Below are 21,586 nucleotides of genomic sequence, written 5' to 3'. Positions count from 1 at the left end.
TCTTTTAAGTTGTTTAATCCACCTATTCCTTCAAGTGTAACTATGTTTGATTGCGTTAAGCTTAGAACGCTTAATTCCTTTAGGTTTTTGATGTCAATTAGATTCTTTGATTTTGGTTTATAGCCCCACAAATTAGCCCCTTTTAATTTATTTAACTCATCAATACCGACGGTTTTTTTCGGTAATATACCAGATAGTACCTCTAAATTTTTTAACTCATTGATCCTAAATTCAACCTTAGTGGTTGTTTCATTAATGGATAATATTCTTAATTTTTTTAAGCTATATATACCACTTAGGTTTTTTAAAAAATGATTAAGGATCGACAACTCTTCAATTGATGAACACTCATTTAAAAAATTTAAATCATCATAATCAAAATCAGTTATATCTACCTTATTTACTTTAAGCTCATTTATATATTTAACACTCTCATTAATTGCACTATGATTATTAATTATTACTGTATCTCCATTAGAATCCCTTCTCACCCGAACATTTCCTACTTTTAAAATCGGCATAAATACCTCCATAAAAAAATACCATCATAAAAATGGTCTATAAGAAGAATTATTCACACTAAAAATCATTTTCCTTGTTCAACTAACCTGCTTCTATTCCTTAATACCAATTATTTCAAATCCAAGCGACCAACTCAATCTTTTTTTCGCAAAAAAAAGAGCTTACTTTTTTGCTGATAAGCGCCCGATTGTGAAATTGGCAAAGGCAGTCTAATTATCGAATAGCCCTCTTCCTCTCAGATTTGAGGAAACAGGCTCCTTTCCTATTTCACGTGCCCATATAGATAACTGGCCGATATGGTGGATTTCGTGGACAATGACATGACGTATGATCTCTCCGTGTGTACATTCAATGACTCGGCGCCTGATTGGTGCGTCTCTAGAGCTAATCGGTTCTTCATTGAAATCAGTTTCTGAAAGTTTCCGAGAATCCATTTCATTTGTCCAAGATGTCACAAATGGCTTCACTTTCTCATGGTATTGAGCTGAAAGATTTTTCACTTTTTGTAAGCTAGCATAATCCTCAAACAATGGCTCCTCAGGCACTGGTTCACCTCGCAAACCTAAGATCCACATATATTCCACATCTACAATGTGAAATAGGGTATGTAGGATACTGCCGAAACCACCAACCCGTTTCTTTAATAGTTCTTCATCCGGTATGTCTTCGCACAATGTAAACCAATCATCACGAACTTGCCAGTTATATTGAAACAGTTTCAACATCACAACAACCTCCATCTTCTATAGATTAACATTTAATATTCACTAAAAGACTTCAAAATCCCTATTTAAATAATAATTCTAAAAAAACTATTAAAATCCTCCATAAACTGGCCCGATTGCTGAACAATTGGTATTTTCCCAGGTGACCCCTCAACCCTCGAATCGTTTCCAAACCCCTTTTTACATTTTTTTCTATCTATCATGCCGTTTTTGGACTTATCTCGGACTTACCCCTACTAGACCAATTCTTTTTGACATCTTCTATCGTCCAATTTAATACATGTTCGACCAAATACTTAATACCCCTTTTCCCATTTTCTCTCCCCACATCCTCATTCCAAGTAAAATGAGGAAACTTGGTTCTTTTCACCGACTTATTAATAAATTAGGAAAATATTTATGCTTGATAATTGATAAATTAGTATAAATGAATTATACTAATTATGTTTATTATTTTTAATGATAGAAATGAGGTTATTTATGCAAGAAGTAGAGGTAAAGTTCAGTGAAGTACGTTACGTTTTAACTTTTGACAAGGAAAGGAAAGGATAAGAAATAGTACTAGTAGTATCTGATGAAGAAAGCCTGACAGCATTTCGCTATATGCTTGAAAATTGTTTGGTAGCTCAAGATTTTAAAACTCAAGGCTGTCTAGAAAAACATAATTTAGAAAATTATTTAAAGTCAAGAATCACACCTTCTGATAAAAAGTGTCTGCTTCAATGTTTAGAAAAAATCAATTTTAGTGATTTATTGGGAACAAAAATAAGGTTAGTAGATAAAAATCTAGTTCATAAAACATCGCAGGAAAATGTTATGATTTCAGAAATTGAGTTGCCAATAAAGACAAAAATTGGTTTGTTTTCAGGTGATGTTACACATACAACTGAAATAAATTTAGACCATGTCAATCAGGAACACATTGAAGCAATTCTATTAACTGAATTATGTAGACAAGCTTCTATGGTGAGTCTATCTAGATTTTTAGGTTCAGATGCCGAGTATCATATCATTGAAGAATTTAAAAAATATAGACATATTGTTCAAAGAAGTAACGATATATTGATTCACAAGCTCCCAGTAAAAGGAAAGAAAAATAAAGGAATAGGATTATGTCTCTTCACTGTGTATCAGAATTCTAAATTATGTTTAAGTGGTTATTTTTCAGTTATGTATTTTAAGAAAGGGATATGACATGAATAAAAACATATTAATTATAATTGCAATGTGTTTAGGTGTCTTCTTGACCTTGCTTGATACAACGGTAATGAATATTGCATTGGCAAGTATCCAAGTAAGTTTGAACACAAATTTAACAGCTTTGAACTGGGCATTAAATGTTTATAGTCTATTATTTGCGGCTTTTGCGATTCCTTTAGGGAGGTTGGCAGGACGTATCGGGCTTAATAAGTCATTTTTGATTGGTATTGTTGTTTTTCTAATAGGTTCACTTGTTTCGGGTGCTGCAGGTAATGTTGTATTTCTAATTGGCGGGCGTCTTATGCAAGCATTCGGTGCAGCGATTGTGCTACCTTTATCAATGACGATTGCTTATTCAACAGGTGCTGTGGAAAATAGAAAACCAATTATTGCAACAGTTGCAATGACTCAGGGTCTAGCGGGAGCGCTTGGTCCCAGTATTGGAGGTGTTTTGACGCAATACTTTTCTTGGCGTTGGGTCTTTTTTGTAAATGCTCCAATCATTTTCCTCATTATTGCTTTATGTTTTTACACACTAGATTTTAAAAATGAAACTGTAAATAATGAAAAAATTGACGTCATCGGATCGCTTCTTTGTATTTCAACGTTGTTTACCTTAACACTTGCCTCAATACAGGGCAATGCTTGGCATTGGACAAGTCTGGCTATAATGAGTTTATTTGCAATTAGTTTCATCTCATTGCTCGCATTTATTTGGTATGAAAATAAAATTGATTACCCAATGATTCCAATGAAGCTCTTTAGTTATCGCCAGTTCAACGGTGCGGCTTTAACTATGGTTTTGAGTACAGTTTTCTTTGTTGGGGTGTTCATTATTTTGCCAACTTATTTTGTTAAAATTCAACATCAAACTGAATTGGCAGCTGCGTTACTTTTGACGATTATTAGCATTGTACTTTCTATTTTTTCACCGATGGCTTCTATGTTGATTTCAAAAATTGGTGCTAGACTAATTATTTTCTTAGGATTTATTTTGATGGGAATTTCTTATAGTCTTTTTGTAACGATAAGTATGACTAGCACGATACAAATTTATGTTGCTTGTGCTTTATTAGGTGCTGGATATGGACTTTTACTTGGGCCAGTTCAAGTTTTAGGGGCGAGTGATTTTAAAGGTGATCTACTGACAGCTTCGCAATCTGTTTTGTTTGTTTTGCGTCAAGTTGGTCTAGTTTTTGCTTTTGCGGTCTTTATCTCAGCTCTTAATAGCAATATTCAAGAAATTGATGTTAAATATACCCAAATTTCAGCTTTCACAAGTATATATAAAGTTGCGCTTTTCTTTGTGTTTTTAACATCAATGGTGAGTCTTCTCTTTAAAAGAAAAAAGATGGATTAAACTTTAACTATTTGGTATAATTAAAATAACTTAATTATACCAAATAGGAGAATTATACCATGTCATATTCAATCGCATTTTCACAAGCTATAGAAATTATTCTGTATATCAGCATAAAGTCAGAGGAAGAACAATCTAAATACTCGTCAATACAGAGTATTTCAGAAAAACTAAATATGCCAATTCCAAGTGTAAAACGACTGGTCGGATTGCTAAAAAACGAAGGCCTAATTACTTCAAAAACGGGCATTTCAGGTGGTTTAATGTTAATGAAAAAAACGCAAGACATTACTTTATTTGACATTTTTAAAGCGATAGAAGGCAGTAAAGCCATGTTTAAGTTTTATCAAGGATTTGATGTCTCTAAATTTGAACACGCTCAACAAGTTGAAAAGCAACTCAATCAGGTTAGTGATTTATTAAATGAAGCTGAACAAGCGATGTTAGAGGTTTTGAAAAAGAAAACTGTATGGGAAATTATGGAGGATTAAATGAAAGCTATGATTTATAGCGGAAAAGGTAGTCAGCAAGAAAGTTTGAAAATTGCTGATACTAGCTTACCCAAACCGAAATCAAGTGTTAGTCAGAATTGAAGCTTCATCTCTAAACATTATAGATTTTGAGAGATTTAAAATACCTATGAAACCTTCTTTTTTTTGCGCATGTCATAAAATTTTTTCAAGGGCGAAAAGGATTTTCTTTGGGTGGAGAATTTTCAGGTAGTATCGTTGAAGTAGGCGAAAATGTTGAAGATTTTCAGATAGGTAAAAAAGTATTTGGTACTACTTTGGGCATTATGCCAAAAGGTGCATGGGCAGAGTATGCTTTATGTGACAAAAATAATATAGTTTATAAGCCCCATAATTTGACGGATTTTCAAGCAGCGGTTTTACCGCTTTCAGGAATAGCTGCATTAGCTGGTGTAGAAAAAGCCAAAATTCGAAAGGGGGATAAGGTGTTAATTTATGGTGCTTCAGGTGGTGTCGGCTTATATGTACTTCAATTAGTCAAAGCAAAAGATGCACAAATAACAGCTGTTTATAGTTCTAGGAATATCGAATTAGTAAAAAGCTATGGGGTCGATTCAGTGATTGACTACTTATCAGAAGATTTTACTAAATGCGGGAAGTTGTTTGATAAAATTATCAGTGTAAATGGCTATAACCCTGTCAAGACCTATAAAAATTTGTTGAAAGTAAATGGGATATATGTTGCTGTTGGAAACGCTAAGCAACTGTTTCATACAATTTTTGCTTCTTGCTTAAATCCAATAAGTAATCGGAAAGTATTATTTAGTTCAAGTGCTATTTCTTCTAGCGATAGCCAGTTATCCAGCATTAAGGAAATGGCTGAACAAGGCTTATATGCTCAATATCTATTTAGTGCGACATGGCGAGACGCTTGCTAATGTTGAAAATAAAATTCAAGGGCAATCAGATTTATCACTTACTGAAAACGGAAAAGCTATGATTGAAAATTTAGTTTTAAAGTTTAAAAATAGAGATCTCAAATTTGATTTAGTTTACTCTAGTGACCAAAAAAGAGCGATTGAAACAAAAGACATTATACTAAAAGCTTTAGCTTACGATAGTATCATTTTTCAAGCAGATGAAGGGATCAGGGAATGGAAATTTGGTTCATTCGAAGATCAAGATATTGATAAAACCCTTAGTAATTTGAGTTTAAAGTTTCAGAATCTAACGGATGAAGAGCTATCGGAGCTGACTTTGAAAGAATTAGCGGATTTCATTTTTAACGAGGATACTTCTGGTCTAGCAGAATCTTGGAAAGCTTTAAAAAATAGGATATGGTCAAGTTTTTCCTCTATAGTTTCAAAGGCAACTACTTTTGGTGCTAAGAATGTTTTAATTGTTAGTCATGGTCTTACGATTTTAACTTTACTCTACATGATTAACAAAAATCAGGCAAAATTTCAAAATTTACCTAATGGTTCAATAGTTGTGGTGAGCTATGAAAAAGGTATGTATAAAATAAACAGATAAAAAAATAGTGTCCTTGTCAAATTTAAAAATAACGTTACTGATCAGCAAATACAGGACTTTTTTAAACAATTTCAACTAAAGTCAGTAGGAGATTTAAATAAGATTAAGATTAATAGACTTACTTTTAACAATCTTACTTTGACTCCTATGCAACTTGAGACCTTAAACTCCTCTCAATTAATTGAATATGCAGAATAGGACTCTCACCATCTAACACTAAATAATTCTTCTAATCTTCCATATAAGAGCATAAATAACGGTGTCACTTTGACCGATAATTTGCACTTATTTTAAGTGTTATTTTGCACATCCAACTTTAAAACCCAGCTACCTTCACACGAGAAGATTGCTGGGTTTCTTCATTATATACGTCCAATCATTTATAGAACTATTCGGTTCTGCCTAGTAAAAAAGCGACTCATCATTGTTCAGCAATCGCGCCCTATTATGGAAGATCATTTATATTTGTCTTATTGAAGTTAAGCTACCCTTTAGCTTAATAAAAAACCTTGTATTGATACAAATAATGAAAATAAAAAAACAACAACAAATAACCAACCGTTCGCTTTTCGCTCTTTTCGAAATTCCTCTAATCCCATAATTAACATTGTTAGACCTAAGAGAAATATCAGAATATGGTTAAACTCAAAATTTTTTGTAATTAGTCCATAAGTAGCAAATAAAATAGTTACTACTGATAAAACATAACGTAGAATTTTTAACAAAAAATCACTCCTATTTCATCTTCCCGAACAACCTGATCCGTTACTTTATCCTTCACAACTTTATAATTATTTTAACATAAATATCCAATTTAACTACTAAGTGTTATTTAATTTAATGGCCTAAAATGAATAACGAGCACTTATCCTTGTTTCAGGATTGCGCCCTTTTATGGAATAACTAAGATATGGGCTCCTTAAAATGATAATTGTTCTTCTACTAACACTCCCCCTTTAAGTGATTTGTTTCTCAATCCTACATTAACTTTTCGCTTTACATATTATTAAGAACATATATTAGTTTCTTTATTTCAAATAAAAGGAATAAGGTGACATGATAGATTAAATCTCACCATTTTTTTATTGGCAATTCTTATATATCTTTTGATTTCTGTAGGCTTTCTAATAAGGAAATTCCTATATTTTCATCATCATTTATACCTAATCTATAATTGGCCAAAACTACGGAGGCAACTTTCATTTCCTTATCAATCCCTAAAAATGAACTAAAGCATCCTGTTCCACCGCCATGCAAAATAACATTATTGTTTTTCTTTAAGAGCAACCATCCAAGACCCATATCATACTTCTTATTTCCATTTCCATGTTTTTTATGACAAAGAGACAAATATGGTTTATCTTCGTAAATATTTATTTTTGCATATTTAAGTAAATCATCAGCAGTTGAACTTATTGCACCCGCAGGTGAAATAAGATTTTCTTTGGTCCAATTCCAGTTACCACAATCATTATTTTTTCTGTCATAACCATGTAAATTATTATTTGATGTTCCTAAATATGTATCGTTTAGTCCAAGTTCATTATGAAGAAAGTCATTCATCGTGTCCCAATATCCCTTGCTTGATACAGTCCCCAATCCATACCCAATAAGTGACATACCGAAATTTGAATATTTCCATGAATAATCCGCATCTTTCAGTGCATTTTTTTCAATTAGCATTTTCATTTTGTTAAAATCCATATTCAACGGATTATTCTTATTCATATCACCACCAATAGTCAAACCTAAAATTAGGTTATAATACTCCCGTTTATTTAATGGCAGTCTTCCTGAATATCCAGAAGAGTGAGTAGCGAGACGGAGTAATGTAGGATAATACTTGTCTTCCTTAAGTTCTTCTATATATTTTTGTATTGAATCGTTTATTGACAACTTGTTTTCAAATACATATTTTGATAGCAAAGATACTGTAAAAGTCTTTGTAATAGACCCAATTTCATAATGATATTTTTTTGATGGATCAAGTTCACCATTTTCATTATAAATTTTTATTACAGAATTATTGTCTGTGAAATAGCCAACAGTTAACTTTAAATATTTTTTTCCTCTACAGGTCTTTTTAATTAATCGTAATGTTTCATCACTGATTTCAAACATAATGATTGCTCTCCCTTTGGATATCCTTTATTTTAAAAATATTTCAAAAGATTGATATATATTATTCAAGATAAATTAGCTTTTCCGATTTTTTCCGAACATTTATTTCCCCCATTAGTTGCTTGAATTCTTCGTCTCTCAAACTCCTCCATTACACTCATTTGTAATTCATTGTTATCATCATCCATTTTCAAGTTGCCTTCTTCTTCAAATCCGTCGTGTTCCTCACCATCAAAACTATATAGTTTCTTTAAAAGGCCCCACATTATTTCTAATTCTTCTGTTGATAACTTTTTAAAAAGTTCCTCCAAAAAGAAGATTCCTTTTTCTGCAACAACAAGCAATACTCTTTTTCCAGTATCAGTAATTTTCACGTTAATCGCACGTTTATCTTTCTTACTGGGTACTATGTTAACGTAACCCTTATTTTCTATAATTGTTATTAACTGTTTTACGCTCTGTTTTGTGGTTCCTAATTTTCTTGCTATATTGTTCAATGTTGTATCATCTTCAGGTAAATGAGCAATTGCCACCATTGCCATATACTGTCTTGATGTTAAGAGCTCAAGGGATTTATCACCTTTTACCTGAATTTTATTTGCAAGTGAAAATAAAGTAGCGTAGGTTTGCTGCATTAAAAAAAGTTCTCTGTAAATATCCATATCAAACGCCTCCATTTTAGACATTATACTGTCTAAAATAACGATATCATATTTTTTATATTAGTCAATATACTGTCTATTTTATTTTAAAAGTATGGTCCTTTAGCTCAATAAGAAAAAGACTGCCGTTCTTGGTAGCCTTTTTAAGGAAAGTACCCTTTAATGGAAATCCTCACAATCTCTTTACCCACAAAGATTTTCTTTAAATGTGTTAATGGCCCTAAAATGCAATATGAGCGCCGATCCTCAAGAATGGCGCCCGATTGTTGAAAGATTAAAATCATTTAATGATGGAATAAACGGACTCCTGAGAAGGCCATTACTATACCATATTCGTTTGCCGCATCAATTACTTCCTTATCACGGAATGATCCGCCAGTTTGTGAGATATATTTGACGCCTACTTGTACAGCACGATCAATATTATCTCTGAAAGGTAAAAACGCATCAGAAGAAAAAGATACATTTTTAAGTCCATTTAGGTATTCTCGTTTTTCATCTCGAGTAAGCCTATGTGGAATTTCCTCAAAACACTCTTCCCAAGCTTGCCTTTCTGGCATTGTGAGATCATCCGAAAGCCACATATCGATTGCATTATTTTGTACAGTACGTGAAATACCGTCACGGAATTTCATCGTCAGAGCTATTGGGTGCTGCCTTAAGTACCAGTTTTCTGCTTTTGTTGCAGCTAGTCTCGTACAATGAATGCGAGATTGTTGTCCTGCTCCTACCCCAATCGTCTGTCCATCTTTTGCAAAACATACAGAATTGGATTGCGTATACTTTAGTGTTATTGCAGAAACTAATAGATCCCTCTTTGCTGAATTGGGCAAAAATTTGTTTTCAGTCACTATATTGTTTAATATCTTTTCAGTTATTTGCACATTGTTTCTTTGCTGAACAAGGTTAACCCCAAATAAAGTTCTTTCCTCTAATGGCTCAGGCTCATAATCCGGATCAATCTCAATAATTAGATACTTTCCATTTTTCTTGGACTTTAGCATTTCCAAGGCATCCTCATCATATCCTGGCGCTACAACCATATCAGAGACTTCTCTTTTCAAAATTTTTGAAACAGAAAGATCCACGTTATCACTCAGAGCAGCACAATCACCAAATGAAGACATTCGATCTGTTCCTCTTGCCCTGGCATAAGCAATAGCAAGTGGAGATAATTCCAAATCATCTACAAAATAAGACCTAGCCAGTTCATTACTTAATGGATTATACACTGCTGCCCCCGAAGGACTTACGTGTTTAAAAGAAGCAGCTGCTGGTTCTCCTATTGCTAACTTAAGTTCTCTTACAAGTTGATAAGAGTTAAAAGCATCAAGTAAGTTGATATAGCTTGGCTCTCCATTAAGAATTTTAAAAGGTAATTTTTCAAAGGATTTAACCTTGGCATTTCCTTGATGAGGATTAATGCCATACCGTATTGTTACTTCTTCCATCTACACATTCACCCTTCCATATAAATAAAAAAAGCGTTTGATTCATTCAAACACTTTGCCCAGGCGAACGGCTTATATACCAATGTGTTCCCTCGTGGTTATCCACGTTTAATCGCCAGTACACATTGTAATGTTAATCATGTAAATTTTACCAAAACAACCTTCTACCTACAAGAAAATAATGCTTTTACTTCAAGTTTCGAGAGGTTTAAATTAATAACCTTATCGAATTTAATGATCTCTTAGCTATAGTAAAAACCCTCACAATATACCGATTTTCTTTAAATGTGTTATTCCAGAAAATGGCCCTTATCTACAGTATCATCGATAATATATTGATAGAATGCACCTTTTATCTTTATGTACATGTATGCCAAGATAAGTGGTTAAGGACTGGACTTGGAGACTCTGTGGGTACGATTGGTCTTGAAAGGCTGAAGCAGTTGTTTCTTCAGGCATACGAGCCTATCATACCCATCTCTCCAAGTAAAGTCCTATCTTTGTGTACGTTAAAAACTATAAATAATTACTGTATATATTGTTTCCACAAAGATAGAAAATTACCATTTTTGTTATCATAAAATACGTTGAATCCGTCGGAAAAACATACTGTAGATAATGGCCCTTTTGCGGAATAACACAATGGACATTTTTAAATAACTTGTAAATGTAACAATTTGTTTGTAATTAAAAGACTATATTCTCAATCTGCACTAGGGATAAATATCGGATAATACCAAGCATTAAACGATCACCATTCTCTCAAATTCAATTCAATTCAATAAATGGTGGTGCATCTTAGGTCAAAGTATAAATCAACACAAATAAAACCCATTTGGTTCTTAATCCAAATGGGTCTGTACAATTTACTTCATACTTACCACCTAATGCCTATCCAGGGCACGAAATTTGTGTAATAAATGTCTTCAAGAAAACAAAGTGTAAGAAACCTTTTTGGCAGTCTTAATATCTCATTTTTAGAATCTAAATATATTCGTTCTTAACAGAGTAATGTCTACCTCTTTTTTCACTCAACCAATATAAGATATTAAGCACAACTACACAGCCAAAAGATACCATACACCAAAAGCAAATGGCATGAATCCAAAAAACCTCTGCATAGGTCAAATAGGCAGAAAAAATCAACCCTGTTCCAAGGAGGATGCCAAGCATCCACCGATTAACCTTTGCAGAAAAGAAAGGAACTTTGGACAATAAGCAGAGTATGAATAAATAGAACACGATTCCCATAATGGAAACTGGAAACAAACCAATTTTTGCATATTCACTACGATTAACGATCTGACAAGCCCCAATTGGACAGACGAATTTTCCTATCTGATTGGCAAAATAAAGATATCCCGAAACTGCCCATCCAATTCCTGCAACTACTATGCTTAATAACCTCAACATACCGTTCATTTCTTTGTCCACTCATTCAACAGTTTTAAAACTTTCTCTTTCTCATATCCATCTAACCGTTTCATAACTTTTCCGTTTTTATCTATGAAATAAAAGGTAGGAAAAACCTTGATTTTCAAATCCTTTTGTATCTGCTCATCAGCGTATACGATTGGAAATGAAAAGTCATGATCCTTTTTCACCTGCTTATACTCTTCCTTTCCACCCTTGCCAATCATAACAAAATTAGCTTCCTTTAAAAGATCTTTGCTATTTTCCAAAGTAGGATAGGAACTTTTACAAACTTCGCAATCAATTCGAGCAACCATAACGACATAAGGCTTTCCTTTTAAGGATTCCAAATGAAAAGAATCTCCTTCTACCTCTTCTCCATGAACCATAGGGAAGTCTTCCCCTTCTTTCATTCCTCCCAAATTTAAAAAGGCTTGTGCCATTATGCCGGGATTGTTCAAAATCCAAATCCCTACAATCGGAATAATCGCCATAATAAAGATCATGATCCATCTTTTATTCTTTCTCATAAAGATACCCCTTCATTTTGCTGCTCCTCCATCCGTTTTCGATAAAACTGAGCATAGTGCCCATTGTTATTAAGCAGTTCATGATGAGTGCCTGCTTCTGCAATTTCTCCATCTCTTAATACAATAATTTTATCAGCATCTAAAATAGTACTTAAGCGATGGGCTATTACGATACGAGTGCAGCAAAGATGGGCTAAATTTTCCTGTATGCGCTGTTCCGTTGTAACATCGAGTGCACTTGTTGCTTCATCCAGCAATAAAATTGCAGGTTGATGGGTCAATGCACGTGCTAAGGCAATACGTTGTTTTTGACCGCCAGAAATGTTACTCCCTGTTTCTGATAACATGGTTCCATAATGCATCGGCATCTGCATAATATCTTCATGTATTTCCGCCAATTTTGCTGCCTCTAAGACAAGTTCTGGCCTTAACTCAGGATTATGAAGAGATATATTTTCATAAATCGAACGGTTGAAAACAGTTGTATGCTGCATCACTACACCCATCTGTTTTCTTAACATGGTTTTATCCAAATGATTCAAATCTTCATTATCAAACCAAATTGAACCTTCCGTTGGCCTATAGAGCCCCAATAGTAGACAGGCTAATGTACTTTTTCCAGAACCCGAAGCTCCAACAATGGCAACCTTTTGCCCTGGATGGATATGAAGTGATACATTACGGAGCACCTTTGGACTAAATTGATTGTATTGAAAGCTGACATTCTCCAGCTTTATTTCCCCTTTAAGATGATGCACATTTCCTTCACTCCCTTTATCCTGTTCAACCGGGGCGCTTAAAATATCCATAATTCGATTAAAATACCTGCCCATAACGGTCATTTGTGTTCCAGTCGTGACTAAAGAATACAAGGGAACCAAGAATCCAACTGCAAGCGAATAAAAACCAAACATCGTTCCGACAGTCATGTTTTGAGCAAGTACCTGCCAGCTACCTATCCATAAAATAAGCATTGGTGCAGCGTATTTAAGCAGGGAGTTAATCGTTTCTACATAGGATGCTATGAATCCGCGTTTCTCAGCTGCTTTGATTTGCTCCTGAAACAGCTTCGACCATTGTCCATAAGCAAGCTTCTCCGCTCCTTCCGATTTCACAGCTAAGATCCCATGAATGACCTCTGTTAAATAGCTGGAAGCTGCCGTTTGACGCAAAATTTCCTCTTGAGTCAAACGCTTGATTGGTGGATTGCTAATGAGCAGCACTGAGACTTGCAAAACTCCGACTATCAGAATATAACCTGTCATAACAGGGGAGTATTTTAACATATAAAGTAAAAACATAAGAACCAATCCGCCGTCCAAAACAATGCTCACCGTTCTTGAGGAAAGGATTTCACGAATCATCATGTTGCTGTTTGCTCGCAAAATTAAGTCGCCGCTCGTTCTTAACTGAAAAAAATGGTATGGAAGCTGCAGCAGCCGTTCAAAAAATCGACTCATCAGAAGCAAATCTAACCTGTTCTGCAGCTGAACAAGAATTCTGCCTCGAATAAAGGAAATCATGAAATAAATGATGATTAAAGCAACCATTCCAGCTAAAATTTGCATCATAAAGGCAGAATCCTCTGGTAAAATAACATAATCGAGTAAATATCGAGTAGCAATAGGAGTTATCAAGGCAAGTAATTGAATCCATAAAGTCCAGACCAGCATCGAGGATACTAGCCAAGATTCGTTTTTAAGCAGCTGGAGATACTGAATCCAGACAGATTTTTTTTTCCACTTGGCAAATGAAGGTCCAGGGTGCAATAAGAGAACCGTCCCCGAAAAATTCCGTTCGAACTCTTCTATGGAAAGAACGAGCCGACCAATCGCCGGATCAACAATATACACCTGATTTCCCTTGATTCTCTCTAACACAATAAAATGATCGCCTTTCCAATGTAAAATAGCCGGTAAACGCAATTGTTTCAATTGTTCAACTTCTGCTTTATATCCGTTGCTTACCATGCCAAGGGATATGGCGATATCACGAAGGATTCTTAGATTCGTGCCATCCCGTCCCCCACCGCCTCTATCTCGAAACTCTACCAAAGGAACCTCGCTTTTATAATAAGAAAAGACCATCGCTAAGCAGCACAAACCACACTCCGATTGTTCCATCTGTTCTATAAACGGAACTCTTGATCGTTTGGAAATAGAGACAGGATCCCAAGATATAGCTGCAGTGTCATTCAATGCTATTCTCTCCTTTTCCTTCTGGTATAGGTCCTCCTAATGTTAAAATGGAAGGAACGGCTTTAGAATTTGCAAGTCTTAACAAGCCATAACCAATTCCAGCCATTCCTGTCATCAAACCAGGAGTCGCTAATCCATGTGGAATTCCGCAAATCCATCCACTCTTTTCTGCTTCCTTTAAGACACGTGTTCCACATGCTAGTGCTGTTTTTTTCCAAGCTTCCTGTTCAAGAACTTCGCCGGCAAGGAGCATAGCATCTAAATTTCCCAAATCTCCATGACATAAACAATGACTTACACCAAATCCATGATGTAAAGTGGTATTTAATGCAATCTCAATCTCTTTACGGATGTGATCATCTGGATAAAGCCTGAAGGACATGATTCTCCCCATAGCTATACCTGGCGCTCCATGACACCATTTGACTGCACTAGTCCCTGTTGAATATCTAATCCCTTCAGGTTGAACGTCTTTCCAATTCCCAGCTCCTTCATCAAACAAAGTTCTCTCGAATGTTAAAGCCTGTAATGCGGCTTCTAAAAATTTTTCATCGCCGCTTATCTTAGACAGCTCCATCTGAGCCCATGAAAACCCTGCTGCCCCATGCGCCAATCCTCCGATCGGGACACAGCCTTCTTTCTCAAAAGCCCAACCAATTCCTTTATTCATTTTTCTAGCCTTGGCAAGTAAATGATTGCCAGCTTTCACCGCTAGATTTAAACATTCTTTGTTTCCTGTTAAAGAATAAATCCGTAAGGCTACTAAAATAACCCCTGCTGATCCAGCTATAAGATCATAAAGTGTATCTTTGTCGATAAGCTGTTCTGTTTTTCCAAGTAATCTTATGGCCTCATCCATAAGTTCTTGTTCTTTCCACAATACGGCTAAATGGCTTAGCACATAAGCACCTGACGCCCAGCCGTTAAAAGCAGAGACAGATGGTACAGTCATACCCGACTCCCAAATGGAGAAGGCTCCTTGTAAAGCTGCATGTGCAGCTTTATTAAATCTTTGCTCCCCGCTTTCCCTGGATAAGTAGGCAAAATATAAAGCCATTCCGAGCACTCCATCATAGAGGCTATCGTTCATGGGAGTGAAAGTTAATTGTTCGGATTCATCTGTACTTAACCCGATCCAGCAAACATCCCTGCCATCTTTCCCCCATACAGCCTCATTAAGTAAAAGATCCCCAATTTTAACCGAAGCTTCAATAAATTGATTCTGACTTGCTAAGTGATTAGACAACTTGGGAGCCATTTTCAGAGAGTTTTTAGTAGATGTTTTATTCTTTTCTGTAATGGTTGACATGGACATGCGAATAAAATAAATTTGTTTCTCACAATCTTCTAAACTTAAACCTTGCAATCTCTCAAAAACTAAGTCCAATGCAGATTTCGGGTAAAATCCTTGAATTCTTTTGCCCCGAACGTCCCAAAGATCTCTTGAGTTTACCTTGTTGGTAAACATAGGTATATCTCCCCTTAGCAAATCGGCCGTTTCTGATGAAACAAGCCTAACGATTGACGGCTGATGTTCGACTGCTCTCCATAGAAAATCAAACAATTGAACACGAGAAAGACCATCCTTAAGGTAGTTCGGATGCAAGCTTGCTTCAAGCATCGTGGCATAATTGTACGTATTCCTGAACACCGCACGGACAGAGTCATCAGCAAAAGCCCCCAACGGTCCTTCTTCCGTCATGAGTTCCTCGCGATTATCAGTTAATAGCTTATAAACTTGACGAAATCCATTTACGATCTCTTCTACATAAGCCTCCGTTTTCACCTCATCCTTATTTAGCCTAGGGCGATTGCGTCCCCCTTTTAGGAAACCTTTTGTTTTGACTAACTTCATTTGATCCGTTCTAATATTTTCATAGCGGTAGACCATTCTAGGAAGTTCCTGGCCCGCACGTCCCCCAATGGCGCTCACTTCCAATCCGCGGAATTCCCCAGATTTAAATAGTGAAACTGGCAGCATACCTGATCGAAGGATCGATTGATTCAGTATTTGAGCTGCATTTTGAAATGCACTTTCTTCATTTCCTTCGAGTGGAATCACATTTTGAAACAAAGCTTCAACATCAATTAAGAATGGGTGCTCACCGTTAGCCAATACATTTTCAAGATGAAAATCTGTTGCATAAAGCAGATAAAGCACTGCTAAATAACCGCCCATCCGTTGATAAAAGCGAATGATTTGATCTTCATGTTCACATTCTTTGTGCTCCACCCACTCTTCCCAACCGTATTCAGGTCTGGAAAGGATATTCAGTGTTTTAAATTTAGGACAGGCTCCTCTATCATTCATCCAACAGAGGAACTCCTGAAAATGAACGTCCATAGATAAAGTTCTTGGTTTATAAACTAGACGCTTCCCCGAAGCGAAATGGTAGATCATTACACACCGGCCACGATTATGGCGATCTCCTTCCATCGTATCAATGTCTATTAATTCAAGAAAATTACCTTTAAACGTTTGCACAATTGCGTGATAGTCATCTAAGAAACGACTAACCGACTCTAGAATGGAATCAACTAGATTTCTAGTACCTTCAGAAAGCAAGCGAGCCAATGCAGGGTATTTTTGTAGAAGCTGGTAAATATGTTGCTTTTCAATTAGATTTTCACGAACGAAATATTCAAATCGTGCTTCCGGCGTGCCCCCTTTTAACTGTTCATTCAGACGAGCCACATTCAATTCATAGACTAGCATTCTCCCCGACATTGAATGTACATATTGATGGACAGCTTTCATGAGAACAGAGATGATGTTCGAGATTTTGAAAGGCAGGTTAGATTGTCTCTCTTTCCAAATTCTGAATTGATCAAGCATTTGTCTTTTAGCCCAAGACATAAAAGGAACCATGAATGGGTAGAAAGGCGATTGAGAACGATCAATTCGTTCAACATTCTCCTCTGTTAAAAGGTTTTCTACAGAAAATATATCCTCCAATGTTCTAAACCAATCTTTTTCTTTATAATCAAACGGTTGACTAGAGCCACACAGGATTTTCTGAAACAAATGATAGTCTAGACCGTCTTCTTTCAATCGAAAATGCAGCAATTCCGGAGTCAATCCAGTCCGACTACACCACTGAAGAACATGATTTTCTCCGTCCTTCTCCATAATGGAAGGGTCGATTTTCCTTTCCGTTAAATACAATGCACTGTTCCAACTATGAAGATTTTTTTCAGAAGATTTTATTACCATTAGTATCACTCTTTTCCCTTTCAATACTTGCCATTAACAAAGAAATTTCAATGTTTTTCATTCTTTCAAGCCTTCTAATAGGGAGTCGAAAAAAGGGGGAGGATGATTTATGATCATCCTCTTAATAAAAATAGTAACTTTAGAATTTTTTGACTTTTCAAAGAAATAATGTATAGCTAATTATTAACTTATCGCTTATAATTATTTCGTTAAAATCTTTCTTTAAATGAGATTACTAATATTTTCAATTCATATTTATCTTGATTCATTAAATGGTAGCCCTTACAAACCTTTATTGTTTAATCTGTCCTTCCTACAACATGGGAGTCTAAATACAATTAGTCTAAACAACTGCAGCCAAATGGTAACCAAGCGCAGTCCAATGTATAAGAACAAATCCAACCACATGGTCTTCCTCCAGCCACTTGCTCCAGTTCTTCATCACTTATTGAGGGGACTAAATTTAGAAGTTCTTCTTTTTTTAATTCAGACATTTTTGTTTCCTCCAATATTTTTATTATTTGAAAGCCGGCCAGCTATCCAATCGGTTAGGATGTTTTTCCTTAACCTGAGTTGATTATAAAAGAGGAAATGAAATAAAGGGAGGATGATTTATTATCACCCCCCCATCGTACAGATAGAAATTCTTCACTTCAAATTATATGGAACATGTACATATCTCATAGTACTGCTGAGTATCTAAGCCTATATATTGTGATATTCATCATTGTTTCAATTCATATTAGCAATATAAAATGATAAAAGTGTGTTTTAGGGGGTTGCCTTCATGACTTTATTTTATATTGGCATGTTTCTTAGTTTGTGGACCATCGGCACCATTCTTCTTTTAAACAATTATAAAAACAAATACATATACTGGATGAGTGCTTTGTCCATTATTGCAGGATTTGCCAGCTTTTCGGTAGTGGTAAACCAATCTCTTCTCCCTTTTCTACGTGAACAAGAAACTTTTTCTCCTGTGCTGCTTGAATCGATACGTATTTTAACAATTGGACTTTGGGGAATCGAATATCATTTTCTACCTTACATTTTCTTGATGAGCAGTATCGTTTTTATTGGTCATTTATCTCGTAAAAAATACTACATTCTCTCTTTGCTCTTGTTGGTACCGATTATTATTTATGTCATTTATATCCCTCCCTATTACCCCGATGCGGTACTAGGAGGAACTCTATTTAAAATAGTATCAGGTGTTTATTTTTTCTCTGGCATCCTATTGTATATCCTTAGTTACTTCAAAGAAAAAAACCCTGTCTATCGAGCAAATCGCTTTAGAACAAACATGGTAATGATATCCGTTTTATTTGTGTATGGCTCAGATTATTTGGGAATGAATTATTTTTTAATCACTAAAAGTGGTTTAATTATTTCAAGTAATAATTTATGGAAGTTTAATTTTCTAATTGTCATATGGTTCGTTTCGTCTTTCATTTATTTTGGCCTAAAGTATGGGTTTATGGGGATAAGGCTTCGTATTGTACAACAAAAATTGGACTTTTCCATGAGGTCTCTTACAGAAGGAACGATCATTCTTAATCATACACTGAAGAATGAAGTTCAAAAAATTAATTACTTAAGTAATAAAATCAAAGATTCCATTCACTTGAATCGTAAAGAAGATATATTACTAGACATTTCACGCATACTTAATGTTACAGATCACATGTTAGATATGGTCGCAAGGATTAAGGAAAAAACAGATGAAATTACTTTAAAAGAACAGCCTCAACAACTTCGTAAACTGCTTGAAACACAGCTTTCATCATTAGCTACTATGTTGCAAGAAAAACAGATCTTACTACATAAAGATTACCAAATCGACCCAATCGTTATGTGTGATCCTACCCATATCAGTGAAACAATCAGCAATATATGTATGAATGCTATCGAATCAATGGAACCTGGAAAAGGAGTTTTAGAAATCATCCTAGCTGAATTGAAAAGGGATGTTGTTATCTGGATTAAAGATAATGGAGCAGGTATCTCAAAAGAAAATGCGGCTAAAGTATTCGACCCTTTCTTCACGACAAGAAAAGGAACACTTCACCATGGATTAGGACTTAGTTATTGTTACAACGTTATAAAAAAACATGGAGGCACTCTTCAAATCTTGGAGAGTGAACAGGGAAAAGGGACACTAATGGAAATACGCTTTCCACGAAAACGAGTCCTTTATTTGAATCATAATGACAAAAGAAAACATCTATCAGAGGACAACGAAGTCTCAACCTTCCAAAATTTAAGCAGTTGATTCAAAGGAGGTGCAAGTTCCCTATTTTGCAACGAGCTGAATAAGGGAGCTTCTACGAAAATGCTATTCGGAAGGACACTTAAGCAATTTGACTTTTCCATAAGTAGTTTATTAGTTTTAGAGTCATCTAGGTTCTGAGAAGGCTTTCTTCTCTTATCAGGAAGGCATGCTATTTGGACGGAGGAGAAAAAATGGCAAGTATCATTAGAGTCATGCTGGTTGAGGATGATGAGTTTTGGCAGCAGCAGCTTTCCTCCGACTTGAACAAGGAGGAAGATATTGAAGTCGTCAAAGTGGCTACAACTAAACTCGAGGCACTTGATTCTTTGCAGACAATGGAGATTGATATCATATTAATGGATATTAATTTAACTGAAAATCACCTGGATGGCTTAGACGCTGCAAGAGATATCTCAAGAAATAAAGAACTTAAATCCAAAGTCATTATGCTCACTTCTCTTACAGACTATGAAGTCATTATTAAATCATTCCAAAACGGAGCCATTAATTATATTACAAAATCCAATTTTCATGATATTGTAAAATGCATACGAGAGGCTTATGCTGAAAAATCTTCTATTCATTCAGATGCAGCTTCCGTCATACGCCACGAAATCCCACTAATGCTATTAACGCCAAGCGAACGAGAAATTTATGACTTGCGGGAAAAGGGGTACAATAAAACTCAAATGTCCGAGTTACTTCATAAGTCAGTGAATACGATCAAAACTCAGTTGAGGAGTATTCGTAGCAAATTGTTTAAATAGTTAATGATTTTTGTTAAAAAATGTATGATTGTTAACTAATGTAATTGTTATGCTATAAGTGTCAACCTAAGTATGTACGCTTTTGTTTGGACTAAATTAAAAAAGCCAACGCTTTGATTTTACTCAAAGTATTGGCTTTTTGGCTAATTAAGGGTTTTCTTAATTTTAGATTAGATACCGGTGGTCGGGGTCGAACCGACACTCCAGAAGGAACACGATTTTGAGTCGTGCGCGTCTGCCAATTCCGCCACACCGGCATATTAAAATAGTTTAAAAACAAGTGGTGCCGAGGACCGGAATCGAACCGGTACGGTAGTCACCTACCGCAGGATTTTAAGTCCTGTGCGTCTGCCAGTTCCGCCACCCCGGCAATATATAAAAAGTTTATTATAAACAAAAAATGGAGGCGGCAACCGGATTCGAACCGGTGGTAAAGGTTTTGCAGACCTCTGCCTTACCACTTGGCTATGCCGCCTTAATTAAGTATTCGATTGGAGCGGAAGACGGGATTCGAACCCGCGACCCCCACCTTGGCAAGGTGGTGTTCTACCACTGAACTACTTCCGCAAATGGCTGGGCTAGCTGGATTCGAACCAGCGCATGACGGAGTCAAAGTCCGTTGCCTTACCGCTTGGCTATAGCCCACTAACAATATATGTTAAGAATTAATAAAATGTTCAAATGAAATGGGGCGACTAATGGGAATCGAACCCACGAGTGTCGGAGCCACAATCCGATGCGTTAACCACTTCGCCATAGCCGCCATAATAATTGGCAGGGGTAGTAGGAATCGAACCCACACTGGAGGTTTTGGAGACCTCTGTTCTACCTTTAAACTATACCCCTATTTAGTTAAAATGGTGGAGGGGGACGGATTCGAACCGCCGAACCCGGAGGGAGCGGATTTACAGTCCGCCGCGTTTAGCCACTTCGCTACCCCTCCACTTAAGAAATTCTTTAGTGGTGGCTCAGGACGGAATCGAACCGCCGACACAAGGATTTTCAGTCCTTTGCTCTACCGACTGAGCTACTGAGCCATTGTTAATTATACTGCTTATTAAATTGATGAAATTAATGGCGGTCCCGACGGGAATCGAACCCGCGATCTCCTGCGTGACAGGCAGGCATGTTAACCGCTACACCACGGG

Annotated in this window: 17 protein-coding genes, 9 tRNA genes, 1 pseudogene and 1 riboswitch; of the genes and pseudogenes, 8 read left to right on the top strand and 19 right to left on the bottom strand. The window is 35.9% G+C overall.

Annotated elements, in window-relative coordinates; all coding sequences use genetic code 11:
* Positions 1–731: 731 nt before the first annotated feature.
* The gene (locus FDO66_RS19550) at positions 732–1,247 is read right to left on the bottom strand and encodes a DinB family protein (RefSeq protein WP_141434336.1); all 516 of its coding nucleotides are present in this window, start codon (positions 1,245–1,247) and stop codon (positions 732–734) included.
* Positions 1,248–1,865: 618 nt separating this feature from the next.
* Here FDO66_RS19550 and FDO66_RS19545 point away from each other — a divergent pair.
* The 6 genes and pseudogenes from FDO66_RS19545 to FDO66_RS21550 form a co-directional block, all read left to right on the top strand.
* Positions 1,866–2,441 carry an AfsA-related hotdog domain-containing protein gene (locus FDO66_RS19545; protein ID WP_181444670.1) on the top strand — a complete coding sequence of 192 codons (576 nt, stop codon included), beginning with the start codon at positions 1,866–1,868 and terminating at the stop codon, positions 2,439–2,441.
* Between the two features lies 1 nt (position 2,442).
* Positions 2,443–3,807 carry an MFS transporter gene (locus FDO66_RS19540; RefSeq protein ID WP_141434334.1) on the top strand — a complete coding sequence of 455 codons (1,365 nt, stop codon included), beginning with the start codon at positions 2,443–2,445 and terminating at the stop codon, positions 3,805–3,807.
* A 59-nt stretch (positions 3,808–3,866) separates the two neighbouring features.
* The gene (locus FDO66_RS19535) at positions 3,867–4,298 is read left to right on the top strand and encodes an RrF2 family transcriptional regulator (RefSeq protein WP_141434333.1); all 432 of its coding nucleotides are present in this window, start codon (positions 3,867–3,869) and stop codon (positions 4,296–4,298) included.
* Between the two features lie 209 nt (positions 4,299–4,507).
* Positions 4,508–5,215, top strand: coding sequence for an NAD(P)-dependent alcohol dehydrogenase (locus FDO66_RS19530; protein WP_141434332.1), 708 nt, complete (start codon positions 4,508–4,510; stop codon positions 5,213–5,215).
* Positions 5,190–5,810 (top strand): histidine phosphatase family protein, encoded by a 621-nt coding sequence (locus FDO66_RS19525; protein ID WP_181444669.1) that lies wholly within the window; start codon positions 5,190–5,192, stop codon positions 5,808–5,810. Before FDO66_RS19530 ends, FDO66_RS19525 begins: the two co-directional genes overlap by 26 nt.
* A 12-nt stretch (positions 5,811–5,822) precedes the next feature.
* Positions 5,823–6,008, top strand: a pseudogene (locus FDO66_RS21550) (S8 family serine peptidase); the annotation flags it as partial.
* Between the two features lie 293 nt (positions 6,009–6,301).
* Here FDO66_RS21550 and FDO66_RS19520 read toward each other — a convergent pair.
* The 9 genes from FDO66_RS19520 to FDO66_RS19480 form a co-directional block, all read right to left on the bottom strand.
* A complete protein-coding gene (locus tag FDO66_RS19520) occupies positions 6,302–6,535 on the bottom strand; it encodes a YczI family protein (protein WP_141434330.1) in 234 nt (77 codons plus the stop codon).
* A gap of 370 nt (positions 6,536–6,905) precedes the next feature.
* Positions 6,906–7,931, bottom strand: a complete 1,026-nt coding sequence (locus FDO66_RS19515; RefSeq protein ID WP_141434329.1) for a serine hydrolase domain-containing protein — start codon at positions 7,929–7,931, stop codon at positions 6,906–6,908.
* Between the two features lie 65 nt (positions 7,932–7,996).
* A complete protein-coding gene (locus tag FDO66_RS19510) occupies positions 7,997–8,593 on the bottom strand; it encodes a MarR family winged helix-turn-helix transcriptional regulator (protein WP_141434328.1) in 597 nt (198 codons plus the stop codon).
* Between the two features lie 284 nt (positions 8,594–8,877).
* Complete coding sequence (locus FDO66_RS19505) at positions 8,878–10,044, bottom strand: phosphoribosylaminoimidazolecarboxamide formyltransferase (protein ID WP_141434327.1); 1,167 nt, start codon at positions 10,042–10,044, stop codon at positions 8,878–8,880.
* A 50-nt stretch (positions 10,045–10,094) separates the two neighbouring features.
* Positions 10,095–10,176, bottom strand: a riboswitch (ZMP/ZTP riboswitch).
* Positions 10,177–11,028: 852 nt separating this feature from the next.
* Positions 11,029–11,466 carry a vitamin K epoxide reductase family protein gene (locus FDO66_RS19500; protein WP_141434326.1) on the bottom strand — a complete coding sequence of 146 codons (438 nt, stop codon included), beginning with the start codon at positions 11,464–11,466 and terminating at the stop codon, positions 11,029–11,031.
* Positions 11,463–11,987, bottom strand: coding sequence for a TlpA family protein disulfide reductase (locus FDO66_RS19495; RefSeq protein WP_141434325.1), 525 nt, complete (start codon positions 11,985–11,987; stop codon positions 11,463–11,465). Before FDO66_RS19495 ends, FDO66_RS19500 begins: the two co-directional genes overlap by 4 nt.
* The gene (locus FDO66_RS19490) at positions 11,984–14,185 is read right to left on the bottom strand and encodes a peptidase domain-containing ABC transporter (protein ID WP_141434324.1); all 2,202 of its coding nucleotides are present in this window, start codon (positions 14,183–14,185) and stop codon (positions 11,984–11,986) included. The genes FDO66_RS19495 and FDO66_RS19490 overlap by 4 nt, the downstream gene beginning before the upstream one ends.
* Positions 14,178–17,399 carry a type 2 lanthipeptide synthetase LanM family protein gene (locus FDO66_RS19485; protein ID WP_141434323.1) on the bottom strand — a complete coding sequence of 1,074 codons (3,222 nt, stop codon included), beginning with the start codon at positions 17,397–17,399 and terminating at the stop codon, positions 14,178–14,180. Before FDO66_RS19485 ends, FDO66_RS19490 begins: the two co-directional genes overlap by 8 nt.
* A gap of 338 nt (positions 17,400–17,737) precedes the next feature.
* Positions 17,738–17,893 (bottom strand): type A2 lanthipeptide, encoded by a 156-nt coding sequence (locus FDO66_RS19480; protein WP_141434322.1) that lies wholly within the window; start codon positions 17,891–17,893, stop codon positions 17,738–17,740.
* Positions 17,894–18,186: 293 nt separating this feature from the next.
* On the opposite strand from FDO66_RS19480, the gene FDO66_RS19475 reads away from it, so the two are divergent.
* Positions 18,187–19,671 carry a sensor histidine kinase gene (locus tag FDO66_RS19475; protein ID WP_141434321.1) on the top strand — a complete coding sequence of 495 codons (1,485 nt, stop codon included), beginning with the start codon at positions 18,187–18,189 and terminating at the stop codon, positions 19,669–19,671.
* 191 nt (positions 19,672–19,862) lie between these two features.
* Positions 19,863–20,438, top strand: a complete 576-nt coding sequence (locus tag FDO66_RS19470; protein ID WP_141434320.1) for a response regulator transcription factor — start codon at positions 19,863–19,865, stop codon at positions 20,436–20,438.
* Between the two features lie 175 nt (positions 20,439–20,613).
* Here the strand turns inward: FDO66_RS19470 and FDO66_RS19465 are convergent.
* The 9 genes from FDO66_RS19465 to FDO66_RS19425 all read right to left on the bottom strand — a co-directional run bounded on the left by FDO66_RS19465 (position 20,614) and on the right by FDO66_RS19425 (position 21,475).
* Positions 20,614–20,695, bottom strand: a tRNA-Leu gene (locus FDO66_RS19465).
* A 24-nt stretch (positions 20,696–20,719) separates the two neighbouring features.
* Positions 20,720–20,808, bottom strand: a tRNA-Leu gene (locus FDO66_RS19460).
* 31 nt (positions 20,809–20,839) lie between these two features.
* Positions 20,840–20,913: transfer RNA gene (locus tag FDO66_RS19455), tRNA-Cys, on the bottom strand.
* A gap of 17 nt (positions 20,914–20,930) precedes the next feature.
* A tRNA-Gly gene (locus tag FDO66_RS19450) sits at positions 20,931–21,005 on the bottom strand.
* Between the two features lie 3 nt (positions 21,006–21,008).
* Positions 21,009–21,083, bottom strand: a tRNA-Gln gene (locus tag FDO66_RS19445).
* Between the two features lie 42 nt (positions 21,084–21,125).
* Positions 21,126–21,201: transfer RNA gene (locus FDO66_RS19440), tRNA-His, on the bottom strand.
* A 9-nt stretch (positions 21,202–21,210) separates the two neighbouring features.
* Positions 21,211–21,284: transfer RNA gene (locus FDO66_RS19435), tRNA-Trp, on the bottom strand.
* A 12-nt stretch (positions 21,285–21,296) separates the two neighbouring features.
* Positions 21,297–21,381, bottom strand: a tRNA-Tyr gene (locus FDO66_RS19430).
* A gap of 18 nt (positions 21,382–21,399) precedes the next feature.
* A tRNA-Phe gene (locus FDO66_RS19425) sits at positions 21,400–21,475 on the bottom strand.
* Positions 21,476–21,586: the final 111 nt, after the last annotated feature.

This window comes from Bacillus sp. 03113 (assembly GCF_006546985.1).
Lineage (GTDB): Bacteria > Bacillota > Bacilli > Bacillales > Cytobacillaceae > VATK01.
The sequence above is the reverse complement of the archived record's forward strand: the minus strand, read 5'-3'. Positions and strand labels throughout refer to the sequence as shown.